The sequence below is a fragment of the Paenibacillus sp. LHD-38 genome (assembly GCF_031157315.1).
Classification (GTDB): Bacteria; Bacillota; Bacilli; order Paenibacillales; family Paenibacillaceae; genus Pristimantibacillus.
The window spans coordinates 1-22,112 of the sequence record NZ_JAVIFU010000030.1; the positions used below are offsets into that span (position 1 = coordinate 1).

General features: G+C 45.8%; 18 protein-coding genes and 1 pseudogene. 1 reads left to right on the plus strand and 18 read right to left on the minus strand.

Annotation, left to right across the window (positions count from 1 at the left end):
• Positions 1 to 118: 118 nt before the first annotated feature.
• Positions 119 to 1,185 (minus strand): annotated as a pseudogene (locus RCO25_RS22465) (IS1182 family transposase); the annotation flags it as partial.
• A gap of 309 nt (positions 1,186 to 1,494) precedes the next feature.
• Here RCO25_RS22465 and RCO25_RS22470 point away from each other — a divergent pair.
• The gene (locus RCO25_RS22470) at positions 1,495 to 1,656 is read left to right on the plus strand and encodes a hypothetical protein (protein ID WP_308998361.1); all 162 of its coding nucleotides are present in this window, start codon (positions 1,495 to 1,497) and stop codon (positions 1,654 to 1,656) included.
• Between the two features lie 222 nt (positions 1,657 to 1,878).
• Here the strand turns inward: RCO25_RS22470 and RCO25_RS22475 are convergent, their stop codons facing one another.
• The 17 genes from RCO25_RS22475 to RCO25_RS22555 all read right to left on the minus strand — a co-directional run bounded on the left by RCO25_RS22475 (position 1,879) and on the right by RCO25_RS22555 (position 22,022).
• Positions 1,879 to 2,430 carry a GNAT family N-acetyltransferase gene (locus RCO25_RS22475; protein WP_308998362.1) on the minus strand — a complete coding sequence of 184 codons (552 nt, stop codon included), beginning with the start codon at positions 2,428 to 2,430 and terminating at the stop codon, positions 1,879 to 1,881.
• 97 nt (positions 2,431 to 2,527) lie between these two features.
• On the minus strand, positions 2,528 to 3,202 hold the full coding sequence (locus RCO25_RS22480; RefSeq protein ID WP_308998363.1) for an HAD family hydrolase: 675 nt from the start codon (positions 3,200 to 3,202) through the stop codon (positions 2,528 to 2,530).
• A 320-nt stretch (positions 3,203 to 3,522) separates the two neighbouring features.
• Entirely contained in the window at positions 3,523 to 5,127 is a 1,605-nt protein-coding gene (locus RCO25_RS22485) for a helix-turn-helix domain-containing protein (RefSeq protein WP_308998364.1), read from the minus strand.
• Positions 5,120 to 6,898 carry a sensor histidine kinase gene (locus RCO25_RS22490; protein ID WP_308998365.1) on the minus strand — a complete coding sequence of 593 codons (1,779 nt, stop codon included), beginning with the start codon at positions 6,896 to 6,898 and terminating at the stop codon, positions 5,120 to 5,122. Before RCO25_RS22490 ends, RCO25_RS22485 begins: the two co-directional genes overlap by 8 nt.
• 128 nt (positions 6,899 to 7,026) lie before the next feature.
• Positions 7,027 to 8,376, minus strand: coding sequence for an ABC transporter substrate-binding protein (locus tag RCO25_RS22495; protein ID WP_308998366.1), 1,350 nt, complete (start codon positions 8,374 to 8,376; stop codon positions 7,027 to 7,029).
• 25 nt (positions 8,377 to 8,401) lie between these two features.
• On the minus strand, positions 8,402 to 9,232 hold the full coding sequence (locus tag RCO25_RS22500; RefSeq protein WP_308998367.1) for a carbohydrate ABC transporter permease: 831 nt from the start codon (positions 9,230 to 9,232) through the stop codon (positions 8,402 to 8,404).
• 11 nt (positions 9,233 to 9,243) lie between these two features.
• Positions 9,244 to 10,182 (minus strand): carbohydrate ABC transporter permease, encoded by a 939-nt coding sequence (locus tag RCO25_RS22505; RefSeq protein ID WP_374992149.1) that lies wholly within the window; start codon positions 10,180 to 10,182, stop codon positions 9,244 to 9,246.
• 222 nt (positions 10,183 to 10,404) lie between these two features.
• Complete coding sequence (locus tag RCO25_RS22510) at positions 10,405 to 11,754, minus strand: ABC transporter substrate-binding protein (RefSeq protein WP_308998368.1); 1,350 nt, start codon at positions 11,752 to 11,754, stop codon at positions 10,405 to 10,407.
• 356 nt (positions 11,755 to 12,110) lie between these two features.
• Positions 12,111 to 13,370, minus strand: coding sequence for a glucuronate isomerase (locus tag RCO25_RS22515; RefSeq protein WP_308998369.1), 1,260 nt, complete (start codon positions 13,368 to 13,370; stop codon positions 12,111 to 12,113).
• Between the two features lie 17 nt (positions 13,371 to 13,387).
• Positions 13,388 to 14,797, minus strand: a complete 1,410-nt coding sequence (gene gndA, locus RCO25_RS22520; RefSeq protein ID WP_308998370.1) for an NADP-dependent phosphogluconate dehydrogenase — start codon at positions 14,795 to 14,797, stop codon at positions 13,388 to 13,390.
• 104 nt (positions 14,798 to 14,901) lie between these two features.
• Positions 14,902 to 15,561: a HoxN/HupN/NixA family nickel/cobalt transporter gene (locus RCO25_RS22525; RefSeq protein ID WP_308998371.1), complete on the minus strand. Its 660-nt coding sequence runs from the start codon at positions 15,559 to 15,561 to the stop codon at positions 14,902 to 14,904.
• A 14-nt stretch (positions 15,562 to 15,575) separates the two neighbouring features.
• Positions 15,576 to 16,961 carry a nickel pincer cofactor biosynthesis protein LarC gene (gene larC / locus RCO25_RS22530; protein ID WP_308998372.1) on the minus strand — a complete coding sequence of 462 codons (1,386 nt, stop codon included), beginning with the start codon at positions 16,959 to 16,961 and terminating at the stop codon, positions 15,576 to 15,578.
• A 1-nt stretch (position 16,962) separates the two neighbouring features.
• A complete protein-coding gene (larB, locus tag RCO25_RS22535; RefSeq protein ID WP_308998373.1) occupies positions 16,963 to 17,637 on the minus strand; it encodes a nickel pincer cofactor biosynthesis protein LarB in 675 nt (224 codons plus the stop codon).
• Positions 17,634 to 18,449: an ATP-dependent sacrificial sulfur transferase LarE gene (larE, locus tag RCO25_RS22540; protein ID WP_308998374.1), complete on the minus strand. Its 816-nt coding sequence runs from the start codon at positions 18,447 to 18,449 to the stop codon at positions 17,634 to 17,636. The genes larB and larE overlap by 4 nt, the downstream gene beginning before the upstream one ends.
• A gap of 26 nt (positions 18,450 to 18,475) precedes the next feature.
• Positions 18,476 to 20,023 carry a gluconokinase gene (locus tag RCO25_RS22545; protein WP_308998375.1) on the minus strand — a complete coding sequence of 516 codons (1,548 nt, stop codon included), beginning with the start codon at positions 20,021 to 20,023 and terminating at the stop codon, positions 18,476 to 18,478.
• A complete protein-coding gene (locus tag RCO25_RS22550) occupies positions 19,987 to 21,264 on the minus strand; it encodes a nickel pincer cofactor-dependent isomerase, group 22 (protein ID WP_308998376.1) in 1,278 nt (425 codons plus the stop codon). The genes RCO25_RS22545 and RCO25_RS22550 overlap by 37 nt, the downstream gene beginning before the upstream one ends.
• The gene (locus RCO25_RS22555) at positions 21,261 to 22,022 is read right to left on the minus strand and encodes an SDR family oxidoreductase (RefSeq protein ID WP_308998377.1); all 762 of its coding nucleotides are present in this window, start codon (positions 22,020 to 22,022) and stop codon (positions 21,261 to 21,263) included. The genes RCO25_RS22550 and RCO25_RS22555 overlap by 4 nt, the downstream gene beginning before the upstream one ends.
• Between the last annotated feature and the right edge of the window lie 90 nt (positions 22,023 to 22,112).

Consider the following 22,112-nt stretch of genomic DNA (forward strand, 5'->3'; position numbering starts at 1 on the left):
AACCATTTTCTTGAAGTTTAAGTCGTACTGCTTCTTCTTCATATCTCGTTCCCCTCCGCTTGATTTCATTGTATCTAAGTAAGGGGTGTACTGTCCAAGTCTAAATAGGGGCTAAATAGATAGGGCAACTCGCACACTTCCCAGGATCCGAGGCATAGTGCCGGTAGCCTTTCCGGTCAGTTGTTCGGTAGTGAAGCTCTTGTTTTTGTGAACAGACATACAAATCTCGTTCTTTATCGTATGTAAATTGCCATTTGTGGTACAAAATTTGTGTGGAATGGAAACGACGATGTGCAATAACCCCAAAAATTTTACGCGTTTCAAGTCCTTTACAGATAGGTGCTGTCAAATAACCTGAATCTAAAGCAACTGCTTCTACATGAAAACCAAATCGTTCACTTTGACGATCTAAACGAGAGAGGTATGGCACAGAATCATGTACATTTCCTGCTGTGACGAAAACATCGGTTATGAGATTGTACTTCACATCGACGGTACGGTGATCCAGATAAAAGAAGCCCTCCGGTTTCCCATCTCGCATCATATAGCCGCTGTCTTGGTCCGTCGTACTCACCTTCACTTCTTTGTCTTCGTTCACCTCCTCTCGTGGTTTTAAAGCTTTTTTCCATGTGCTTTCCGGTCAGCTTCAATGGCAGCATTCAGTTCATCTAAATAGTCTCGTGTGTTCTGCTGTACCTGTTCTTTCGTGTGCTTCTTTTTATTTGCATTCGCTTTTACGTGTGTAGAATCGGAAACCAGCACACGACCGCCTACCATGCGATGAGAGATCGCTTGCATCACAATTTCATCAAAGATGTCTTGAAAGACAGTCGTATCCTTGAAGCGAGTCCGGCGGTTCCAGCTAATGGTCGTGTGGTCTGGCACACGATCCGTTAATCCCAATCCCAAAAACCAGCGATAAGCCAGGTTGGTTTGAACCTCGCGTTCCAGTTGGCGCTCCGAACGAATGCCGTAAAAATAGCCTAAAAAGATCATCTTAAAGAGTACAAGTGGATCAATGGCAGGACGTCCATTATCCTGAGAGTAAAGATGACGGACCTTTTCATCAACAAAGGAGAAGTCGATGTACTTATCGATTTTGCGAAGCATATGATCGGCAGGCACTAAATCCTCAATAGAAACCAATTCAAAATGTTGCTGTTTATCGCGATTAGAACGCAGCATATCTAACACCTTCCGATCGAATGAGTTAATATAATTATACTAAATTAACGCGGTGTCGTGTTAAATTATTTGAACATAAACAAGGCCGTCGAGACTTTCTCGACAGCCTGAGGATGCCTTTTAATAAGGCATCCTTTTTAATCTTAGCCTGAATACCCTAAATGTTTTACAACAAAATATTTGCTGCAACAAGAATCATGATCACCGCTTTCTTAAGGTTGCGATACCACATTAACTATAAAATACAATTATATATACTTTACAATTTGGAAATGATCTTAAAAAGAACTCATAATAGGAGGATCAATCTTGGATATATGGTATGTATGGGAATGTAATCAATGCGGTTCAACAATGACAATAAACTACGATGCAACCGATGAAGATTATAACAGGATTAAAAATTGCGGTTGTAAGTTTGATGGTATATTAGAGTGGAAGCATAATTATGATGATGTACATTATAATTAATATTAAAAATTGACTCAGACAAAAGTCTAACAAAACTATTGTCTTGAGGAGTATCGAGCAATTGAACCAAACGAAGCACAGCATCCAATATAGATAATTCGATCTGACCGACAAAGCTGCCCGTTAGCTTAATAAAATGAGCAGGCCACCGCAGCACCTGCTCATCTACTTCTGTTTTTCAACTATCGTTACCCGTTAGTTGAACGATCACACATTTATGATTCATGCATTTTGTTGCTGCCATTCGTCTTTGATAAGCCCATAAATTACCCTATCAAGAAACTGGGTATGTAACTGCTCATAATTCCTAATAGTTCCCTCCTGAGTAAATCCTAGACGTTCAGGAATAGCACGACTCTTGATGTTGTTCGTCGCTACACCGATCTCAATTTTTCGCAAATTCAAATCATTGAATGCGTGAACTACGAGAACATTACATGCTTTTGACATAAGACCGATTCCCTCGAATTTCGAGCCTAACCAGTACCCTATTTCTGTTCGTTGAGCATCCCAGTCTATCCTTAAAAAACCTATGGATCCCGCAATCTGCCCCTTATGCCATATCCCGGCCCAGTATCCATTATTATTTGCAAACCTATTTAAAGATCTGCTAATAAAAGCTTTCGTATCGTCGACGCTATTGGTTTTATCAGGGAATTCAAGCCATTGTCTTATGGACTCACGACTACTATTAATTAAATCAAATAGTTCTTGAGAATGTCTCTCTTCAAGAATAGACATGTATGTATCTTCATCAATTATTGCCTTGTACATAGGGCTAAACCTCCTTTTCAAAATCACACCAGCTTCGTTTGTGATGTGATTCATTAAGCTCTCGTTCTTCGTTAGCTCAATGGTTAAGACACACGGTTCAGGATGGTAATAACGATAAAACCTGTTTAATTGAATCTATTTGGTATAAGGGTTCATCATGTCCTTCAAGCCACGGATGAATGCCGCGTATCCAGACAGGGGTTAATCCAGCAGTATATGAACCAATAACATCATTAGCTGGATTATCCCCTATATACCATGTTTCAGAGGCACTGACATTTATTTTTTCAAGTGCAATAGCAAAAATATCGCTATCGGGTTTCTTCACTTTAACTGTTTCAGAAATAATAATCGTATCAAGATAATCACGAATACCTAAAGCATCAATTTTGTTGTTCTGCGAGAAAGTGCCACCGTTTGTAATAATCCCGAGTATAATGCCACTAGATTTTAGGGTATCTAAAACTTTATACAACCCGGTTGTTGCAACACTACAAAAGGGAAATCTTGATGCCCAATGCTCACTAATTTGAAAAGTTTCAAGCGGCTTATGTGCCCAAGGAAGCTCCTCAACGAGTTGGGCAAAAACATCGTCTCTCAATCGGTAACCATTTTCGTCTGCACTTTTCAATAACTGATAGAGATCTTCAGAAGATACATCCGTAAAATAACTTTTAAAGATTTGTAAAAACTCAATACTATACCTCATGAGCGATTTGTTTCTATCCGTCAAAGTTTCATCTAGGTCAAAAAGAATTGCCTTAGGTGGCATTATTTCACTCCTCTCAAAAGAATTCAATCTCACTAGATATATTCTCTTGTCATTTAAACTATCCTGCCCGTTAGCGTGGAAAAGGCAACCGATCGTTTTGGCCAGCTGCCGCGGTGCCTTTCTTTATTCAGCTATCGTTTTACCCGTTAGTTTAATAACAATCTCGCATACGAACAAGCACCGTAAGGGGAGCATATCAGTAGCAAACTGTTCCTCGGCCTATGCAATATACAAGCAAACATTAGCTTTGATTGCTGGCTCTTTGCTGCAGGATCCGATCAGCTAAAGGGAACGCAGTCAATCGATACTGGAATCGCATACTAAATATTTTTACGGTATTCATTCGGCGACATGCCGGAGTATGCACGAAATAACTTATTGAAGTAACTGGAATTGTCATAAGCAAGCTCTTGCGAGATTTGCTCAATCGTTTGATTGGATTTATCCAGCAGCTCTTGAGCCTTCTCCATTTTTCTTTTGGTAACGAATTCAACAAAGGTTTCACCGGTTTCTTTTTTGAAAATGCGGCTGAAGTGCGTAGGATTTAGATTTAATCTTCTTGCCATTTCATCCATACCGATTTTTTCGTTTAAATGCATGTGCACATATCTTTGCGCTTCAGCGATTTCTTTACGAATGGATTGATCCTTGCTTACTCTGACCGAGTCCATCTTATCAATCAGAAAATGATATAACCAATCTCCAAGATGGTCCAGCGTATCCATGGCATAAATTTTTTGCTGCAGCAATTCCGCATTGTAATTCGTCAAAAAATGATGTATAACGGAATACTTCAGCTCGATGTCAGATACGATTTTCAGCACCCAGCCGCGCACGGAATCTACGGGATACCTCTGCGATTCAATATGCTTCGACCATTTTCCGACCATGCTCTTCAGAAGCTCCGCATCGTCCGATTGTATACCCTTTCTCATATCATTTACTGCCTCGATATAGTGAACAAATAGTTCATTCTCTGTCGGCTCCATCGGCTGCACATTTAGAATACAGTGCTCCCCCGAATAGAAGCGGAACGTCTGGGTGTTTAACAGTAATCTAATCTGCTTCTTCAACGTTGTCATTGAATCAAAGCCTTCGCCCAAATAAAAAGAGACCCCGATTTTCAAGCTGCGAAGGAATTTTTTTTGGACCATCAGCAAATCGTCGGTTATCATACCCTTTGTATTTACTTTAATCGACTTCGGAAAAGGATATAGAATGTAAAAAGTTCTCTCATTAAGGGTTAACACGATAGGATCAGCCATTTGAACAGATTCGTTCAACGCGTTTTCCGCAACAAAACGGATCTGATGCGCTCCTCCAAAACGATCCTCTAAATCCGAGAAACGCTCAAGTTTGCAAAGCACAGGCAAATAGCGGCCGCCAGCCGTTAGATGAATGCCCAAACTCTCGGCTCTCTGCTCCCACTCCTTCTCATCCCATAAAGGCTGGTCGATCAGCGATTGCAAAAATGTTGTTTTTAGCGATGAGAGACCATGCGAGACGATGGCTTGCAGCTTCTGATGATCGTTTTGTATCGCTTTTTCTTTTTCAAGCTGCAAAATGAGCTGGTTTACAATGTCCGATAACTGTTCGATATGCATCGTTTCTTTCAAAATATAATCATTTACATTCAGTTTTACCGCTTGCTGCGCAAAATGAAATTCTTCATGGCAGGATAAAATGACCGTCTTAAGACCGGGATTTAGCTTGCGCGCTTCTTCAATTAACTCTAAACCATTCATGATTGGCATCCCGATATCCGTGATTAAGATATCAGGCGGTTGGCTCTTGCATGCTTGAAGTGCTTCCTCCCCATCCGAACAGGCCGCTATGAGTTCTAATCCCAGCTCCTCCCATGGGAGCTTGGCTCTCAAATATTCAAGAACCGGCATGTGATCATCTGCAATGATTACTTTATACATTTTGGTTTCCCTCCAATACGGTAGCGGGGAAAATGAATAGAACCGTCGTCCCTTTTTGATATTCGCTTTCCATTATCATCTGAAAATAATCGCCATATATTAATTTTAGCCGATCATACACATTCGTCAGCCCTATCCCCGCCGGTGTTCCTTCGTTTCGATCATATCTCTCCATGATTTGCAGCTTACTGCGCTTTAAGCCAACATTTATGTGTTCCAATGTGTCAACGCTCATACCGGCGCCATTATCTTTAATCGTGATGTGTATAGCTTCTTCCGTTTTTTCCACACGGATAGAAATGATACCGCCTCGCTTTGAAAAACCGTGCTTATAGCAATTCTCGATAATAGGCTGGAGAATAAATCTTGGAACGGTTTCCATATGCAGCTCCGCATTGATTTCGATCGTTGACTCGATCTGATGCCGCAAAGAAAAGTTCATCAGCTCCATATACTGCTGGGTAATTTCGATTTCGGTTAGCAAAGGAACAAATTCCTGCTGGGTGGAGAGGGTTGCCCGCAGCAGCGAAGATAACGATCCGACCAGCTCGGCATTCTCATCATCACCCTTGAGAAGCAGCTTTAATCGAATCGAACTTAGGACATTAAATAAGAAATGCGGATTAATTTGTACCTGCAGCATCGCAAGCTCCGCTTGTCTCTTAAGCTCTTGCTCCAGCTTTATTTGCTCGATCATCTCCGAGATGCGGTCGAGCATATGATCAAAGGATTTGCCAAGTCGTCCTACTTCATCCCCTGCCCTCACATTAGATCGGATTTGCATATCACCTGATTCTACCTTGAGCGCTACATCACCTAAAATTTTTATCGGTTTGGTAAATTTACGGAGTAAATAGGTAAGAAAAAGCAGAAACCCCGTGGCAAACAAGATTTGCAGCAGCAGACCTGATCGATATATCCGGTTTACTTTGTCCGTTAATTGCTCGTAGGGGATCAAGCTAACCAATGACCAATCGGCGTATTGTACGGGCATCGATACATAAATTTGATTTTCACCTGCAATGTTAATCATTTCAGGTGAACCGCTTGTCCTTGCCGACATAAGGCTGCTGAAGTTTTTGCCGATATAACTGTCGTCGCGGAAAGATAGAATCCGTTGATTCTGATCCAATAAATAGATGTCTTCAGTCAGGTTATCAATCATATCGCTAACCGTATTTTCCGAACGGCTGACAATCAAATAGGCGAACGGCTCTGCGGAATAATCTGTCAATGCGCGGGCTGTCATGATCACATAGGGATCTTCCTCTGCCTGAAATTTCAAATAATTGGGTTGTACACCCAAATACATGTTTTCGAACGGCGATAATCCAGATAAGCTCTTGAACCATGGCAGCTTGCGAAAAGAGGTAGGATCAAACTCGTAATAAGAATAGTTGGAGTAATAACGTCCATCCTTTGTGAGCAAAGTGAGGCGGATATCCGGCCGGGCGCTCGCCATCTGTTCAAGTAGGGCTGTAATTGACATGGTGTTTAACGGTTCTTCCGGACTTCGGAGTAAGATCTTTAGCTCATCATTGAATTGAACTCTATTCGATACTTCAACCATTTCTTCGATAATGCTGTGAATTTGGTACTGAATAATTCTTAACGACTGATTCGCGCTGTTCAATGCTTGTTCGCGAATGATTTGTTGTGAAAACAAGCTCGTGTTATACAGCATAATAAGCGTAGGAACCATCAAACAAGCCATGGATGTCGCGATCAGTTTTTGCCTAAGCGACAGTTTTCTCAAGAAGTTGATTTTCATTCGATGCACTCCTTTCCCTATAAACTGACGAAAGCTAGAGCACCGTAAAGGCTGCTCCAGCTTAGTTAACTATTCACTTCTATCCTTCAATAAAATGACCTCTAGGTTGTATATTTCCATGGGAGTAATTATTGATTCGAATCAATCAGTTTTTGAATTCTCCCCTGCGCCGAATTCATCGTTTTTTCGATGTCTTGGCCTTGAAGCATCATTTTATCGAATTCTTCCTGCATCATTTTCTCTACTTCAGCTGAGTAGGCTGGTGGATTTACGACGGGTACCATCACGCTGTTTTTCAAAAAGTTCAACGCCGATTCCTTGTCAATCATTTCAGGGCTGGACGTTGCAGCGATAATTTTATCTAGGACCTCTTCCATATTGGCTTTTTTCCAGGATGGAATATTCCTGCCCTGCTCCACGAGCCCATTTGTTGTAAACCAACGGATGAACGTATACGCTTCCTCTTTATGCTTGGACTTACTGTACATCGTCAATATATCTGCTGATACGGATGTCGTGATCGGATCTTCTTTATTTACTTTTGGATATGGCGCAAATACCGTTTTGAACGCAGCCGGCACTTTTTCTGTGCCCCCCGTCTCGGGAAGGAAGAACGTTCCTGTCACGATCATACTCGCGTCTTCATTGAAATACTGAGGACGATAGTTCAGCTTTTGGCTAACCACCTCGGTGTAAGGAGTTGCCGATTTGTCCTTCTCTGCTTGCAAGCGCACTTCCAGCGATTTAAGCATAATCGGATTCATAATATTGGCCGATTTGCCATCGTCCGTGACAAGGTAGGCGTTTTGAGGTTGGTTCACGAGCCCAATCATAGCATACGGATTAGTCCAGCTATGGAAATACGTTCCATACCGTTTTTTCCCGTCGCCGAGTTTTGTCATTTTCTTGGCATAGTCGAGATACTCGTCCCAAGTCCAATCTGTCGGAATTGGCAGTCCCGCTTCATTCAAATGATCTTCGTTAATCGCAACGAGCATATTGACCGATTTCCCTGGCAGACCGTAGATTCTGCCGTTCTCTTGCGTATTGACACTATATTCATCCTCAAATTTGATTCCCTCTTTGTTCAAATAATCATCAAGCGGCTCGATCATGCCGAGCTCGACCCGCTGCACGTAAAAAGAAGGCTGTGAGAACATGATGACGTCCATGTCTTCACCAGAAGCTGCGGCCAAATCGACTTTTTTCACTTGTTCGGTGGCATTGTTATCTCCTGCCGATACGAATTCTACTTTGATGTTCGGATACTGTTTCTCGAACGCCTGCTTCACGATATCGAAATTTTCAGCCTTTAGATTGTACCAGGTGTGAACCTTAATCGTGACCTGTTTTTCATCCTTGTCTTTAACGGTCCCGGCATTTGTTTCATTCGTTCCCGATGATGAGGAACAGCCTGCCAAAAATAATACCGCAGCCATAAATACGATGGTCGAACTCGTCATCCATTTCTTAATCATGTCGTTTCCCCCTGGTTTCTCTTTTCTATCCTTTGACGCTGCCTGAAGCCACACCTTCAATAACATGTTTTTGACCGAAGATGAAGATGATCAGCAATGGCAGGATAGCAGATACGGCACCTGCCATCATGAGCGAATAAAACTCTCCATTCACGTCGGAAAATTTCGTCATCCCTAACTGAAGTGTATACAAATGATCTGACCGCAGGAAAATCAACGGATTCTGATAATCGTTCCATGTCCATATAAAACGCAGAATCATTACGGTAGCCAAAGCTGATTTTACTAACGGCAGCGTAATTCGTACAAAGATGGTCCAATGGTTGGCCCCGTCTATGCGCGCCGACTCGATAATTTCGTTATGAATACTCATATAAAATTGTCTAAGCAGGAAAGTCCCGATCACGGAGGAACCGCTCAACAACACTAAGCCGGCATGACTGTCAAATAGGCCTAACCAACGGTACATAATAAATTGTGGCACTAAGATCGCTTGACTCGGAATCATGAATGTAGCGAGAATAACGATGAACAGCAAATCGCGCCCCTTGAATGAAATTTTTGAAAAACCGTACGCAGCCATTGCTGAAATAATCAGGGAGAACACGGTGGTCAGTATGGTAATCTTGATCGTGTTCCAATAGTACAAGCTGAAGGGCAGCGAGCCCAACCAAACTTCCCGGTAATTTTCAACGATATTCCAATTTTTCGGAATCCATTGAATAGGATAAGCCAGCACATCAAGCTCCGGCTTGAAGGAAGCGGAGAGCATCCATAGGAATGGCATGACGAACATGATTCCTGCGGCACTCATTAATAAAGTCACAATAATACGGCTAAAACGCAACGAGCTCATAGGAATCCCCCCTAGTAATTTACCCATTTCTTCTGGCCGATCCATTGCACGACGGTGATTGCCAGAATTAAAAGAAGAAGTGCGATGCCAATCGCCGACGCATAGCCGGATTTCAATTGAATGAAAGCGACTTCATACAAGTAGAACACGATGACGGACGTCGATCCCGCAGGCCCGCCATTCGTTAAGATCATAATCAGATCAAACACCTTAAAAGAACCGACAATGCCGGTAATGAGCAGGAAGAACGTCGTTGGCGAAAGCAGCGGTATCGTAACTGTGAAAAATTGACGAATTTTCGTTGCCCCATCGATGTCAGCTGCTTCATAGAGGTCAACCGGAATGTTTTGCAGCCCCGCCATGAAAATAATCATTTCAAAGCCTATCCCCGCCCACACCATAATAATCATGACGGATATAAGAGCAAAGTTCGGATCTGCCAGCCAAGCCGGCGGATGATCAATTCCGAGCGACATCAGGAATCCGTTAATGGGTCCGCTGCTTGGATGGAATAAAACCCGCCACAGAACGGCTACGGCAACAAAGCTAGATATGAAAGGCATGAAATAAATGACTTTAAAAACACTTTTAAAGTAGGTTGCTTTATTGATGAGCACCGCCAGAGCTAATGAGATAAATAAGGAGACGGGTATAACTAGAATCAAAACAAAATTGTTGGTTAACGACCGGATAAAATTTTCATCCGAAGCCATTTTTGTATAGTTATCTAATCCAATAAATTTGATATTGCTTAAGCCCGCAATAAAGTTCCAATCGGTAAAACTGATTATTCCGGAAAGTATAATCGGAATGATCGTGAGTATGGTCGCCGTAATTAGCATTGGCGCGATAAACAAATACCCGGCTAACGTGTCCTGCAAAAATTTCTTTCGTTTTTTTAGGGGAACCTTATTTCTAGCGGTTCCGGTTTCATGCAGCACTTGTTCCAATTTGATCACCTCATGTTGTTTCGTCTATGGTTTCATTATAGGGAGGACTGCATTCGAATACAGGGCAATAATTTTTCTCTATTAGAAATAATTTGCGCAAAATTCGACAGCTTGGCGAGAAGTCATTTCTAAAAGAACGAAAAGGCGATTCCCCGCATCACGCGGTAAGAATCACCTTTTCGCCCCGGGTTAATGCGATATTGAACGAATTAATTCCATTGGTTATTGATTCGAATCAATCACCTTTTGAATTCTTTCTTGGGCAGCATTCATAGTCTTATCGATGTCCTGTCCCTGCAGCATCATGCGATCAAACTCTTCTTGCATCACTTTTTCTACTTCTGCCGAAAAAGCAGGCGGGTTTTTCGCTGGGATCATCACGCTGTTTTTCAAAAAGTGCAACACGGATTCCTTGTCAATCATTTCAGGATTAGCTGTCGCAGAGACAATCTTATCCAGCACTTCTTCCATATTGGCCTTTTTCCAGGATGGAATATTTCGCCCCTGAACCATAAGCCCTTCCGTGGTAAACCAGCGGATGAACGTATAGGCTTCCTCTTTATGCTTCGACTTGCTGTACATGGTGACATAATCAGATGAGATCGTTGCATTCATAGGGTCTTCTTTATTTACTTTCGGATACGGCGCGAAAACCGTTTTGAACGTCGCCGGCACTTTTTCCGTTCCACCTACTTCGGGAATAAAGAACGTGCCTGTCGCTATCATACTTGCAGCTTGCGTGAAATATTGCGGGCGATAGTTCATCTTTTGGCTAAGCACCTCGGCGTAAGGCGTCGCCGATTTTTCCTTCTCTGCTTGCAAGCGAATTTCCAGCGACTTACGCATAGCCGGATTCATAATGTTCGCAGATTTGTTATCATCCGTGACCAAGTAGCCATTTTCTGTATTGCTAACTAATCCGAGCATCGCAAACGGATTAGTCCAGGTATGGAAGTAGGTGCCATAGTGTTTTTTCTCGCCATCCTGTTTGGTCATTTTCTTGGCATATTCCAGATATTCGTCCCAAGTCCAATCCGTCGGAAGCGGCAGCCCAGCTTCCTTCAAATGGTCTTCGTTGATAGCCACGAAGAAACTCACTGATTTTCCTGGCAGACCATAATACTTGTCATTCTCTTGCGTATTGACGGCATATTCGTCGTCAAATTTGAGCTGTTCATTATTTAAATAATCGTCAAGAGGCTCTAACATCCCGACTGCGATCCGCTGTACGTAGTGTGCGGGCGAAGAGAACATGATGACGTCCATGTCCTCGTTTGAAGCTGCGGCCAAATCCACTTTTTTCACATGTTCGTTAGAATTATTATCCCCCGCGGATATGAAATCAACTTTGATGTTCGGATACTGTTTCTCGAATTCCCTTTTCACAACATCGAATTTCTCGTTTTCAAGGTTGTACCACGTATGAACCTTAATCGTGACGGGTTCCTTATTGCTCCCAGCATTGCTTCCGGCGTTTGTGTCTTTCGTTCCAGTTGATGAGGAACAGCCTGACAGTAGCATGGCTGCAGTCGTTAAAACAATTGCAGAGCCCTTCATCCAATTCTTAATCATTCAACTTCCCCCTTAAATGAATGAATCTATTTTTTGACACTTCCCATGGCCTTGCTGTATTCATTTGTTTTTGGCCATGATGAAGATGATCAACAGAGGTAGGATTATAGACACAAAGCCTTTAAAGCGCTTTCAAACCCTATGGAAAGCTGTCTGATTGCGGTTCGTCTATGATTTGATTATAGGGAGCGCGAAGTTCAAAAACAGGGCAATATTTTTTCTATTTTGAAAATAATTTGCGCAATAAACGTCTTTTTGGTCGGTTATGAATCTGTTTAACTCTGAACAGCTTTACATATAGAAGGCGCAGCCATCGGCTGCGCCCGTTCGTATATCATTCCAGCCTTTTACAGTTATTACTTCTTCCCAAGAAAGCGCCAAAAATTCCGGTTCAGCATATCATCCAGATCTCTTTGTATTTCATCTTCCGTAACGGTCCAGCCGCTGTGATGCAGCTTCTCATATTTGTCCGCCAGCACATTCCCGATAATTCTTCTGGAATGCTCCCATTTATAGATCAGCTGCTCGAAGACGCGGCAGTCAGAGTGCTGCGGAATCATCGATGTCCCAAGAAGCTCTAAGCGGAACCGCGTCATTTCTTCGACCATTGACTCGATGTGAAGAAACCACCAGCATCCGAAAATCATCAGATTACGGAACTTGCGGGCAAGCACCGTCAGCTCATGCTGGTTTTCTCTTGCCAGCATCGTAATAAGAAACTTCTGCTCCGGGTATCGGCGGCATAACGCTTCCACTGCCGACACGTCGGACTGCATACTCATATCGCCTGCCAATCCCAGTGACGGATTCACTTTTCTCCGAACGCCAATCATCAGAGCAAACGGAATGTCTTGCTCTTGGCATACCGGAATCATAACCTCATCAATCATTTTGCTCCGATGATCATCGGCTGGATATGTGAAATCGCCCGTCATGGACACGGCAAGGTAGAGCGCATCCATGCGAGTGATCCATTCCGATAGAAAACGGCGGGTCTCCTCTTTCGTCCGTTCCGTCCACTCCGCCTGTACATCATAACCTAGACCTTGAAGCTCGCTCACGGCATGAGGCCAATCATTGAGCAGTGCATCCACTCGAAGCGCTGCATAAAACCGTGGATCCGTTTTACCTTTCCCTGATTGCCAGACAGGACGTTCTACGGGGTCGAACGGGTCGTTAGTCATCACGATTTTCTCGATTCCCGCGATTTGCATGACCGTATCGACCTGTTCATGCACCGTGCGTTTCTCTAGCGCTAGGCGGTAATCGTCAAGGTTACGAGAGGATACGTCCAGTCCAAGCCGTTTGAGAATCGTTATAAATCCGGTAGCCGCCTCGCTTACTGGTGAATGGTCAAGGAAAAGCAATTTCCATATCCAATCCGCTTGCTCCCGCTTAGTCATAGACCAGAAGTGGTCGTACTCTTCCTCCGACCACCTGAAACTCTCCGAAATCAAATAATGATAGGTTAGTAATTCATCAATGCCCCATAAAAGCAAACTCCCGAATTCAGGCGCATATAAATGCGTATGCATATCGGTGACGGGCGTGCTAAGCGCCAAGCGCTCAACCGTCTGCCGAAGATCAACCAAACTCATATCCATTTGTGTACTCATTTTCATTTCCCCTTTTCTTAGCTATTCCATTGATAGTGATAACTGCCGTCTTTATCAATACGCTCAAACGTATGGGCTCCGAAATAATCGCGCTGAGCTTGAAGCAGATTTGCAGGGAGATGCTCCGTGCGGTACGCGTCAAAGTAGGATAATGCCGAAGCGAATGCAGGTACAGGGATGCCATTCAGCGCCGCGGCTGCAACCACTTCCCGCCAGGCTTGCTGATAGTCATTCACGATATGTTTAAAATAGCTGTCTACGAGCAGGTTCGGAAGATTCGCATCGTGATCAAAGGCATTCTTAATGTTTTCAAGGAATTGCGCACGGATAATGCAGCCTCCGCGGAATATCATTGCAATGCTGCCGCAATTCAAGTCCCATTGATAAGTATCGGAAGCCATTTTCATTTGGGCGAAACCTTGCGCATAGGAGCATATTTTGCTTGCATACAGCGCTTTCCGCACTAGCTCGATGAAATCATCCCGGTTTCCGCTATATTTCGATACAACAGGCTTGTCAAACATCGCCGAGGCTATCTTGCGCTCTTCTCCCATAGACGATAAATAACGCATGAACACGGACTCCGTGATGACAGGCAATGGAACGCCCAGATCCAGAGCATTTTGCGATGTCCATTTTCCCGTGCCCTTCTGCCCTGCAGAATCCTTAATAATATCAACCACTCTTTTACCCGTTTCCGGATCGATCTTCGTGAATATATCCTGCGTAATCTCAATCAGGTAGCTGTTTAGCTCCCCCTCGTTCCATTTCTTAAAAATTTGATGGAGCTCCTCCGGCTCTGCACCGATGACTTCTTTCAGCAGATGATAAGATTCGCATATCAGCTGCATGTCCCCATATTCGATACCGTTGTGTACCATTTTGACATAATGGCCCGCTCCGTCCGGCCCGATATACGTACAGCAAGGCACGCCCTCGACTTTGGCAGAAATAGCGGTCAAATATGGCTCAACATGTGCATAAGCCTCCTTGGTTCCGCCCGGCATAATCGCGGGTCCCTCCAACGCGCCCTGCTCCCCGCCGGATACGCCTGAACCGATAAAACGAATGCCTAGCGCCTCCAGCTCCTTCGTTCTACGCTGTGTATCAACAAAGTACGAATTGCCGCCGTCAATGATAATATCTTCTTTACCCAGGAATGGAAGGAGCTGTTTAATCGTATCATCCGTCGCATTCCCGGCTTTAACCATCAACAGGATTTTCCTTGGCAGCGCAAGCGAAGCGACAAAGTCCCCTAAAGATTCATATCCGTATAGCTTTCGGCCGTCAGCTTCTGCAAGTAACTCTTTTGTTTTTTCATAAGATCGATTAAAGACGGCAACCTCAAATCCACGGCTCTCCAAATTTAATGCCAGATTTTTCCCCATGACAGCAAGGCCAATAACACCAATCTGTTGTTTATTCAAGTACTTCTCTCCCTTTGTTCAAATGAGCTTAATATTTTAATTGCATATATAGAGAAGGATGACAGGCATCCTATCAATAACAACGTTGTTAAAATAAGCCGCGCTTACTCCAGCAAATAGCTTACCCCGAGAACAAAACTGAATAAACAAGCGGCATACATCGTAACCGGAAGCAGCGGCCGAATTTTTTTGGCAAGATCATGAAACCAAAGGCTGACAATCGCTATAAGTGTGTGTGAGAGAAGCAATCCTATGCTAAACGCGGCTACCGCAAGCATACCGTGGTTCGCTGCGGCTGCTCCGGCGACCGTGGTGAACAAAAGAAGCTGCGTTGGCGTTTCCGCACCGATGCCATGGATGACTCCGACCGTAAATACATTCCGGCGCGTAAAAGTAAACGGCTCGTCGTTTCTCCGCCTAAGCTTCTGAAATATAGCAATCCCGCGGCTCCAATAGACACCGCTCCCATTTCTTCTGCCAATCAAAATAAGGATTGCCATAAAGATCAAAGTAATGCCTACCGCCTTGCCCATCCAGTGATCGGCCCAAATCGGCACGGTCCAAGCAAATAAAAGAATACTGCAGCCAAGCACGAAAACGACCGCTTCATGCCCGCCCGCGTACCAGAGAGACAGCTTCATCCTCTCTTTCTTCGAGCCCGAGCTGCCTCCTGTTATATCAGCTAAAGCTGCGACATGGTCCAAATCTATGCCATGGCGCAGACCCAGCAGTATAGACAAAGCTAACAAACCTATTAACTCCACTTTTATCCCTACTCCTATTCGCTGAGCTGTTTATAGACTTCGCTGTAGACAGTTTCGAGAGGAATGCCGTACGTTCTTGCGGCTTGAGCCGCATCCTCATATTCCGGCGATTGGCGAATGATTTTTTCTCCATCTAGAGCCTGCTTCACTCTCACCGATCCGAAAGGAGTTTCCACCTGAATCCACCGGCGTGCAAGCGCCTTGCGCTGCCATTCGCTTCTTCGTACGCCGAAAGTCGATGTTTCTGCAAGCATCGTCTCCTCGCAACGTGCGCTGTTTGCTGGATGGCATAGAACGGTGATAAGGACGCCGGGACGATTTTTTTTCATATAGACCGGCGTATGATAAACATCGAGAGCTCCGGCTTCGAATAGCCTCTCCATGGCAAAACCAAGCGTCTCCCCCGTTGAATCATCTACCTGTGCTTCGAGGACGACAATCGTCTCGTTAAAACTTTTCTCTTGCTCTTGCTGGTATAAAACAGCTCTGACAACGTTCGGATGATCGAAATTTTTTGTACCTGCGCCATAACCGATTCGATCAATCGTTCCTGCGGGCAATGGACCAAAGCTTGAGGCCAGCGCTTTGACAATCCCGGCACCGGTTGGCGTTGTCAATTCCCCTTTCGCCGTGAACTCAGACAATGGCACTCCTCGCAGCAATTCTGCCGTCGCGGGAGCAGGAATCGGGTATAAGCCGTGGGCCATACGCAGCCTGCCCGTTCCCGTTGGTACGGGAGAGACAATGATTTTGCCAGCATCCAAGCTCTCCAGTGCAAGGCAAACGCCAATGACATCCAAAATGGAATCCATCGCTCCTACCTCATGAAAGTGGACATCGGCTGGGTCCATGCCATGGATCTTGCCTTCCGCTTCAGCGATTAAGCGAAAGATGGACAGACTTCGCTCTTTCACCCGATCCGGCAGCGTTGAACTCTCGATCATTCTCATGATGTCAGATGCTTTTCTGTGCTCATGCGAATGCTCATGATGATGGTCATGTGTGTGAACATGCGAATGCTCATGATGATGGTTATGTGCGTGAGCGTGTGAATGCTCATGATGATGGTCATGTGTGTGAGCGTGCGAATGCTCATGATGGTGATCGTGTGTGTGAGCATATGAATGCTCATGATGATGGTTATGTGCGTGATCATGCGAATGCTCATGATGGTGATGGTCGTGTCCGACGTTATGCTCACTGTGATCGAAGCTTAGCTTCAGCCATTTCGCGGTTATTCCTCTTCGGTCGACCTTTACGAATTCCATCGTGAAAGGATCGATCGGTAATTTCGATAAATGGCTGATAATATAATCCGTATTTGCACCCAGGTCCACGAGTGCGGATAGTGCCATATCTCCTGCGATGCCAGAAATACAATCCAAATAAACCGTCCTCATCCTAAGTGCCCTCCGCTACCAATTGTAAAATCATTGCTGCTTGAAACCCTGCCCCGAAGCCGTTATCGATATTGACGACCGTCACGCCGGCGGCGCAGGAGGTCATCATGGCAAGAAGCGTTGTAATCCCTTGAAGATTAGCGCCATAACCGATAGAAGTAGGCACCGCTATAACCGGCCTGCGGACGAGTCCTCCGACAACGCTGACTAAGGCGCCCTCCATACCGGCTACCCCAATCACAACAGACGCTTCCCGGATACGTTCCTTTTGGCTAAGAAGCCGATCGATTCCCGCGACTCCGACGTCAAAGATACGATCAACCTCGCAGCCCATCCATTCCGCTGTCCCTGCCGCTTCCTCCGCCACCGGTATATCCGAAGTCCCTCCGGTCAGAACCGCCACTTTTCCTGGGAGCTTGCGTGCCGATTGACCCAGCGAGATAAGTCGAGATCCGCTATCATAACGAGCCTCAGGGTACCTTGCGATCACTCGCTCCGCCATCTCGGCCGTTGCCCGGGTGACAAGCGCCCTGCCATGAATTTCAACGAGCCTTGAGAAAATGGTTTCAACCTGATCCACGGTCTTTCCCTGTCCAAAAACGACTTCCGGATGTCCCGTCCGCTCGTTGCGCCCCACATCCAGCTTACAAAATCCAAGATCCTCAAACTCATTCATATCGCCGAGCCCCCAAGTTCAAGCACTTTATTCATACTGCCGCTGCGGTAACCGGAAAGATCCATCGCAACGTAGATAAATCCAAGCTCTTTCAATCGCTCTGAAATGATGGAGGCGTGGCTAATGAGCTGCTCCATTGCTCTCGGCTCTACTTCGATTCGTGCGATATCGCCATGACTCCTGACCCTTACTTGCCCAAAACCTAGTGAACGAATATAGCGTTCAGCTTCTCCAACACGTCCAAGCTTCTCGATCGTAATCGTCTCGCCGTAGGCAATCCGGGAGGAAAGACAAGCGAATGACGGCTTATCCCAAGTCGGCAGACCGTGCTCACGGGAGAGATCACGGATTTCTTCCTTATAAAGTCCGGCTTCCTGCAAAGGCCCCCGCACGCCTCGTTCTTTCGCCGCTTGAACCCCAGGCCTATGTTCATTCATGTCATCCGCAATAAGCCCGTAGACGATATGGCGGTAAGCTCCGTCCTTGATGAACGGCTCGATATGCTCGAATAGACTCTTTTTGCAAAAATAACAACGGTTTGCATTATTCTCTTTGTAGCCAGGAATACTTAATTCAGACGTTTCGATCACCTTATGAGTCGCGCCAATGTTCTTCGCCAGCCGGATCGCTTCCTCAAGCTCTTCCGTCGGATAGGTTTCCGAGTCGGCCGTGACCGCCAAGACCCGCTCGCTTCCCAATGTTTTTATTGCGGCATCCAGAAGAAAAGTACTGTCAACGCCTCCAGAGAACGCCACCACAACCGATTCCATTTCCGTTAGAATCGTCTGCAGCTTGCTGTATTTATCATGCATAGTATTGACACCGCCTTCCGTTAAATTCATCCAACCGACATATGCTGCAGTTTCGATATTTCCCTCATAGGCTCTTTCAATCGATCGTATAAGCTTAAATATAGCGGAAGTATTTTTTGATAAAGCTTATGATTGGTCATATCGGGTTCATAGAAGCTGCCTTTCTGCTCCTTCCACCTCAGCAGCGGGCCGCGGCAGCCATCCATAGCGTATAATCCAAGCTGAGCAGCTCCGAGTCCTGAGCTTTCTACTGACTCGGGTACCCGTACGGGCACGCCCAGCATGTCGGCCATCATTTGGCACCATAAGGCAGAACGGGCAAAACCTCCGGATGCCCTGACCTCTTTAGGCTTTTCACCTGCCTGCTTCATTAAGGAAACGATTGCCGTAATCTGAAACAGAACGCCTTCCATTGCAGCGCGAAGCATATCCGTTTCCCTATGCGCAAGCGTCAATCCGAACATGACACCTTTGGCCTGGGCATCCCAGAAAGGAGCCCGTTCTCCCGATAAGAGAGGCAGAAAGAGCAGGCCGTTGGATCCTGGAGGCACAGAAGCGGCTAAAGGAAGCACCTCATCAATCGATTTCCCAGGGTAGAGGCGATCCGAGATCCACCTGGCTACGATAGCACCGTTGTTGGAAGGTCCTCCGACAAACCAATGATCTTTCGTCAAAGCGTAGCAGAACAGTTTCCCATCCGCATCGAAAGTAGGCCGTTTTACGGTCGTCCGTACAGCTCCGCTTGTGCCAATCGTCACTGCCAGCACACCTTCCTCCACCGCGCCAATTCCAAGATTGGCTAATACTCCGTCCTGCGCCCCGAGAATGAATGGCGTGTCCGTACCAAGTCCCATCCGTTCTGCCGCTTCACTGTTCAGCCCATCGATTCGCTCCGTCGAAGGAACAAGCTTGGGCAATTGATCCTCACGAATGCCTGCCAGAATTAATGCTTCCTGATCCCACGTCAACGTCTCGAGATTAAATAAACCGGTAGCGCTTGCTATCGAATGGTCCATCATCATAATTCCAAATAACTTATTCAAAATATATTCCTTTATTCCGGCGAAATGATGCGCGGAATGAAATAGATCCGGCCGTTCCTCCCTCATCCAGACCAGCTTGACGAGCGGTGACATCGGGTGGATCGGCGTGCCCGTCCGCGAATAGACCGATAATCCCGTTCCGTCATTCATCAACCGCTCGGCCTGGGCCGCGCTGCGCAGATCCGCCCAGGTGATGCTGGGCGTGAGCGGAAGCCCGTTCGCATCAAGCAGAATCAAGCTGTGGTTGGCCGAGCTAAAGGCAGCACACCGTATTTCCCCAGCCTGAAAACCGCCTTTCTTCATAACATGACCAACACTATCAATTACAGCCTCGCAGATGACATCGGGATCCTGTTCGGCATACCCTTGCCTCGGAGTGTGCAGCGGATACTCAATCGAGTGGCTTCCAAGGATCTGTCCTGTCAGGTCGACGGCCAACGTCTTCGTGCTCGTCGTTCCGATATCAATGGCTATGACTATTTTGGCATCCGCATTCATTTTGGCAAAAATCCTTCCTCGTCGAACTTCCACTCGTAAGGCCCTTCCAAAATCTCGATGCGCGGATTTCTTTTTGCTTCCTCAAGCAGTGATTCGGAAATTTCAATCGTTCCAAGATGCAGCGTATCCCGAATACGAACCAGCTTGCACTGTGTGTAATCCAAAATGTTGCAGGTTTTGATCGCTGCCTTAATGGCATCGCGGTCATTCTCAAGCGTTGTCGCTTGTTTCGTCGGCGCACAGACCGTTGAGGTTAGTCCATTGGCGTAAGTAGCTGGCCAATCCGTCTTGCTAACTAGTCTGCTTGTCGTGAAATCGGCTGTGCCCACTCCGTTTGCATTGCCCTGGGACTCTGGCGTCAGGTCGAGAACGACCATCTTGTTCACCTCAGGTCCCCCATGCGCATAAGGCGTCGGATACCTGCCCGTGATATTGGGATCCGCTCCGTCACCGCTAATATTTTTACCGATGTAATCAATAACTAGAACGTCCAGATCATTGAAAAAGATTTGCGGGAGTCGGCTCTTCGCTTCGATTAACAGCTCCTTCTCTCGTTCCTCCATCGTATCCGTTCCGAGAACCTCAATCCGGCAGATTTGGTCATACGCATTTTCCACGACCGCTACCCCAAACCGGATCGGAAGCTTCTCGATCATCACGCGAGCCATTGCCGGTACATTCTCAGCCATATACTTGAAGCCCAGCTGATGGCAAGCCTCCGCTCCTTTTTGCTTCCCAAGTCCGATCGAGATCATTTTAAACATGCCGCTTTCAATCGCCCCTCGAAAAGCCGTATGCGGTTTGATGCGGTTAATGACGATGATCGCATCCGACTCCGTGGCGGCGATTTTGTCACAGTAAATCGGCAAGCCGTTCGGCAGGCGATCAAGCTCTACGACCTCCATCGATGAACGAACCGGACAACCCATTCGCTCCTCGTCTATGCCCAGATGGGCAAGCACCTCGGTTTGCCCTTCTGCCGTGGCTCCCCCATGACTTCCCATACAGGGCACAATGAAAGGCTCGGTGCCGATTCTCTTCAATTCGTCAATAACAGTTTTTGTGAGCTCATCGATTCTGGAAATTCCCCGGCTGCCTACAGCCACCGCAACCCTCTGTCCTGCAGTAATCCCGGTCATGGAATCGGCCGTAAGCAGCCGCCCGATCAATTCTCCGATAGGATCCTCAAGTATAGTGTCATCAAACGACTGACGAATCTTCACCATTTTCGGTATAGGCGTATTTTCAACTAAACTTCGAAGTAAATTACTCATATGGTCATCGCTCCAAACCCTCCGTCAACCCGGATCATCGCTCCGGTGACAAATGATGATGCTTTTGCTGAGGCCAAGTAAACAATGGTTCCTTTAAGTTCCTCCGGATCTCCGAAGCGGTTCATTGGTGTGTGCTTCATAATCGATTCCACTCTGTCCGGCGATAAGATTTTTTTGTTTTGTTCTGCCGGGAAGAAGCCGGGAATGATGGCGTTAACCCTTACCTTGCTTGGAGCGAACTCCCTGGCCAAATATTGGGTTACGCTATTTACCCCAGCTTTCGATACCGAGTAAGTAAATACCCGGGACAGCGGAGGCGAAGAGGATACGGAAGAAATATTGATTATGGAGCCGCCATACCCCTGCTCGATCATCCTTTTACCAAAAACCTGGCTGGCCAAAACTACGCTTTTGAGGTTAACATCCATAATCCGGTCCCATTCCTCCATTTCGAGATCAAAAAACGGTGTCGCGCTATTCGTCCCCGAGGCATTAACAAGCGTATCCACACGGCCGCCCCATTCAAGCACTTTATTCAAAACCGACTGCAGTTCCTCTTTTTTTGTCGCGTCCGCCTGCAAAGGAATCGCGATTCCGCCATTCCGTTCGATCTGCTCACAAACGAGCCGAGCTTTTTCCATGTCCCTGCCAACGACCGCCACTTTTGATCCTGCTTCCGCAAGCGCAGCAGACATGGCACTGCCTAACACGCCATTGCCACCGATAACGACAGATACAGTATTTTGTAATTCTAACATCTATAAAACCACCTTTAACCCCAAATTAACAACGTTGTTATTTTTATGATATCCGAATATCCCATTGCTGTCTATACGAAAAATATGCCG

Coding starts and splice junctions, on each gene's coding strand:
- RCO25_RS22475 (WP_308998362.1), bottom strand. CDS start 2,430: ATGTACAAGGCAATAATTGATGAAGATACATACATGTCTATTCTTGAA.
- RCO25_RS22480 (WP_308998363.1), bottom strand. CDS start 3,202: ATGCCACCTAAGGCAATTCTTTTTGACCTAGATGAAACTTTGACGGAT.
- RCO25_RS22485 (WP_308998364.1), bottom strand. CDS start 5,127: ATGTATAAAGTAATCATTGCAGATGATCACATGCCGGTTCTTGAATAT.
- RCO25_RS22490 (WP_308998365.1), bottom strand. CDS start 6,898: ATGAAAATCAACTTCTTGAGAAAACTGTCGCTTAGGCAAAAACTGATC.
- RCO25_RS22495 (WP_308998366.1), bottom strand. CDS start 8,376: ATGATTAAGAAATGGATGACGAGTTCGACCATCGTATTTATGGCTGCG.
- RCO25_RS22500 (WP_308998367.1), bottom strand. CDS start 9,232: ATGAGCTCGTTGCGTTTTAGCCGTATTATTGTGACTTTATTAATGAGT.
- RCO25_RS22510 (WP_308998368.1), bottom strand. CDS start 11,754: ATGATTAAGAATTGGATGAAGGGCTCTGCAATTGTTTTAACGACTGCA.
- RCO25_RS22515 (WP_308998369.1), bottom strand. CDS start 13,370: ATGAGTACACAAATGGATATGAGTTTGGTTGATCTTCGGCAGACGGTT.
- larC (WP_308998372.1), bottom strand. CDS start 16,961: ATGAGGACGGTTTATTTGGATTGTATTTCTGGCATCGCAGGAGATATG.
- larB (WP_308998373.1), bottom strand. CDS start 17,637: ATGAATGAGTTTGAGGATCTTGGATTTTGTAAGCTGGATGTGGGGCGC.
- larE (WP_308998374.1), bottom strand. CDS start 18,449: ATGCATGATAAATACAGCAAGCTGCAGACGATTCTAACGGAAATGGAA.
- RCO25_RS22550 (WP_308998376.1), bottom strand. CDS start 21,264: ATGAGTAATTTACTTCGAAGTTTAGTTGAAAATACGCCTATACCGAAA.
- RCO25_RS22555 (WP_308998377.1), bottom strand. CDS start 22,022: ATGTTAGAATTACAAAATACTGTATCTGTCGTTATCGGTGGCAATGGC.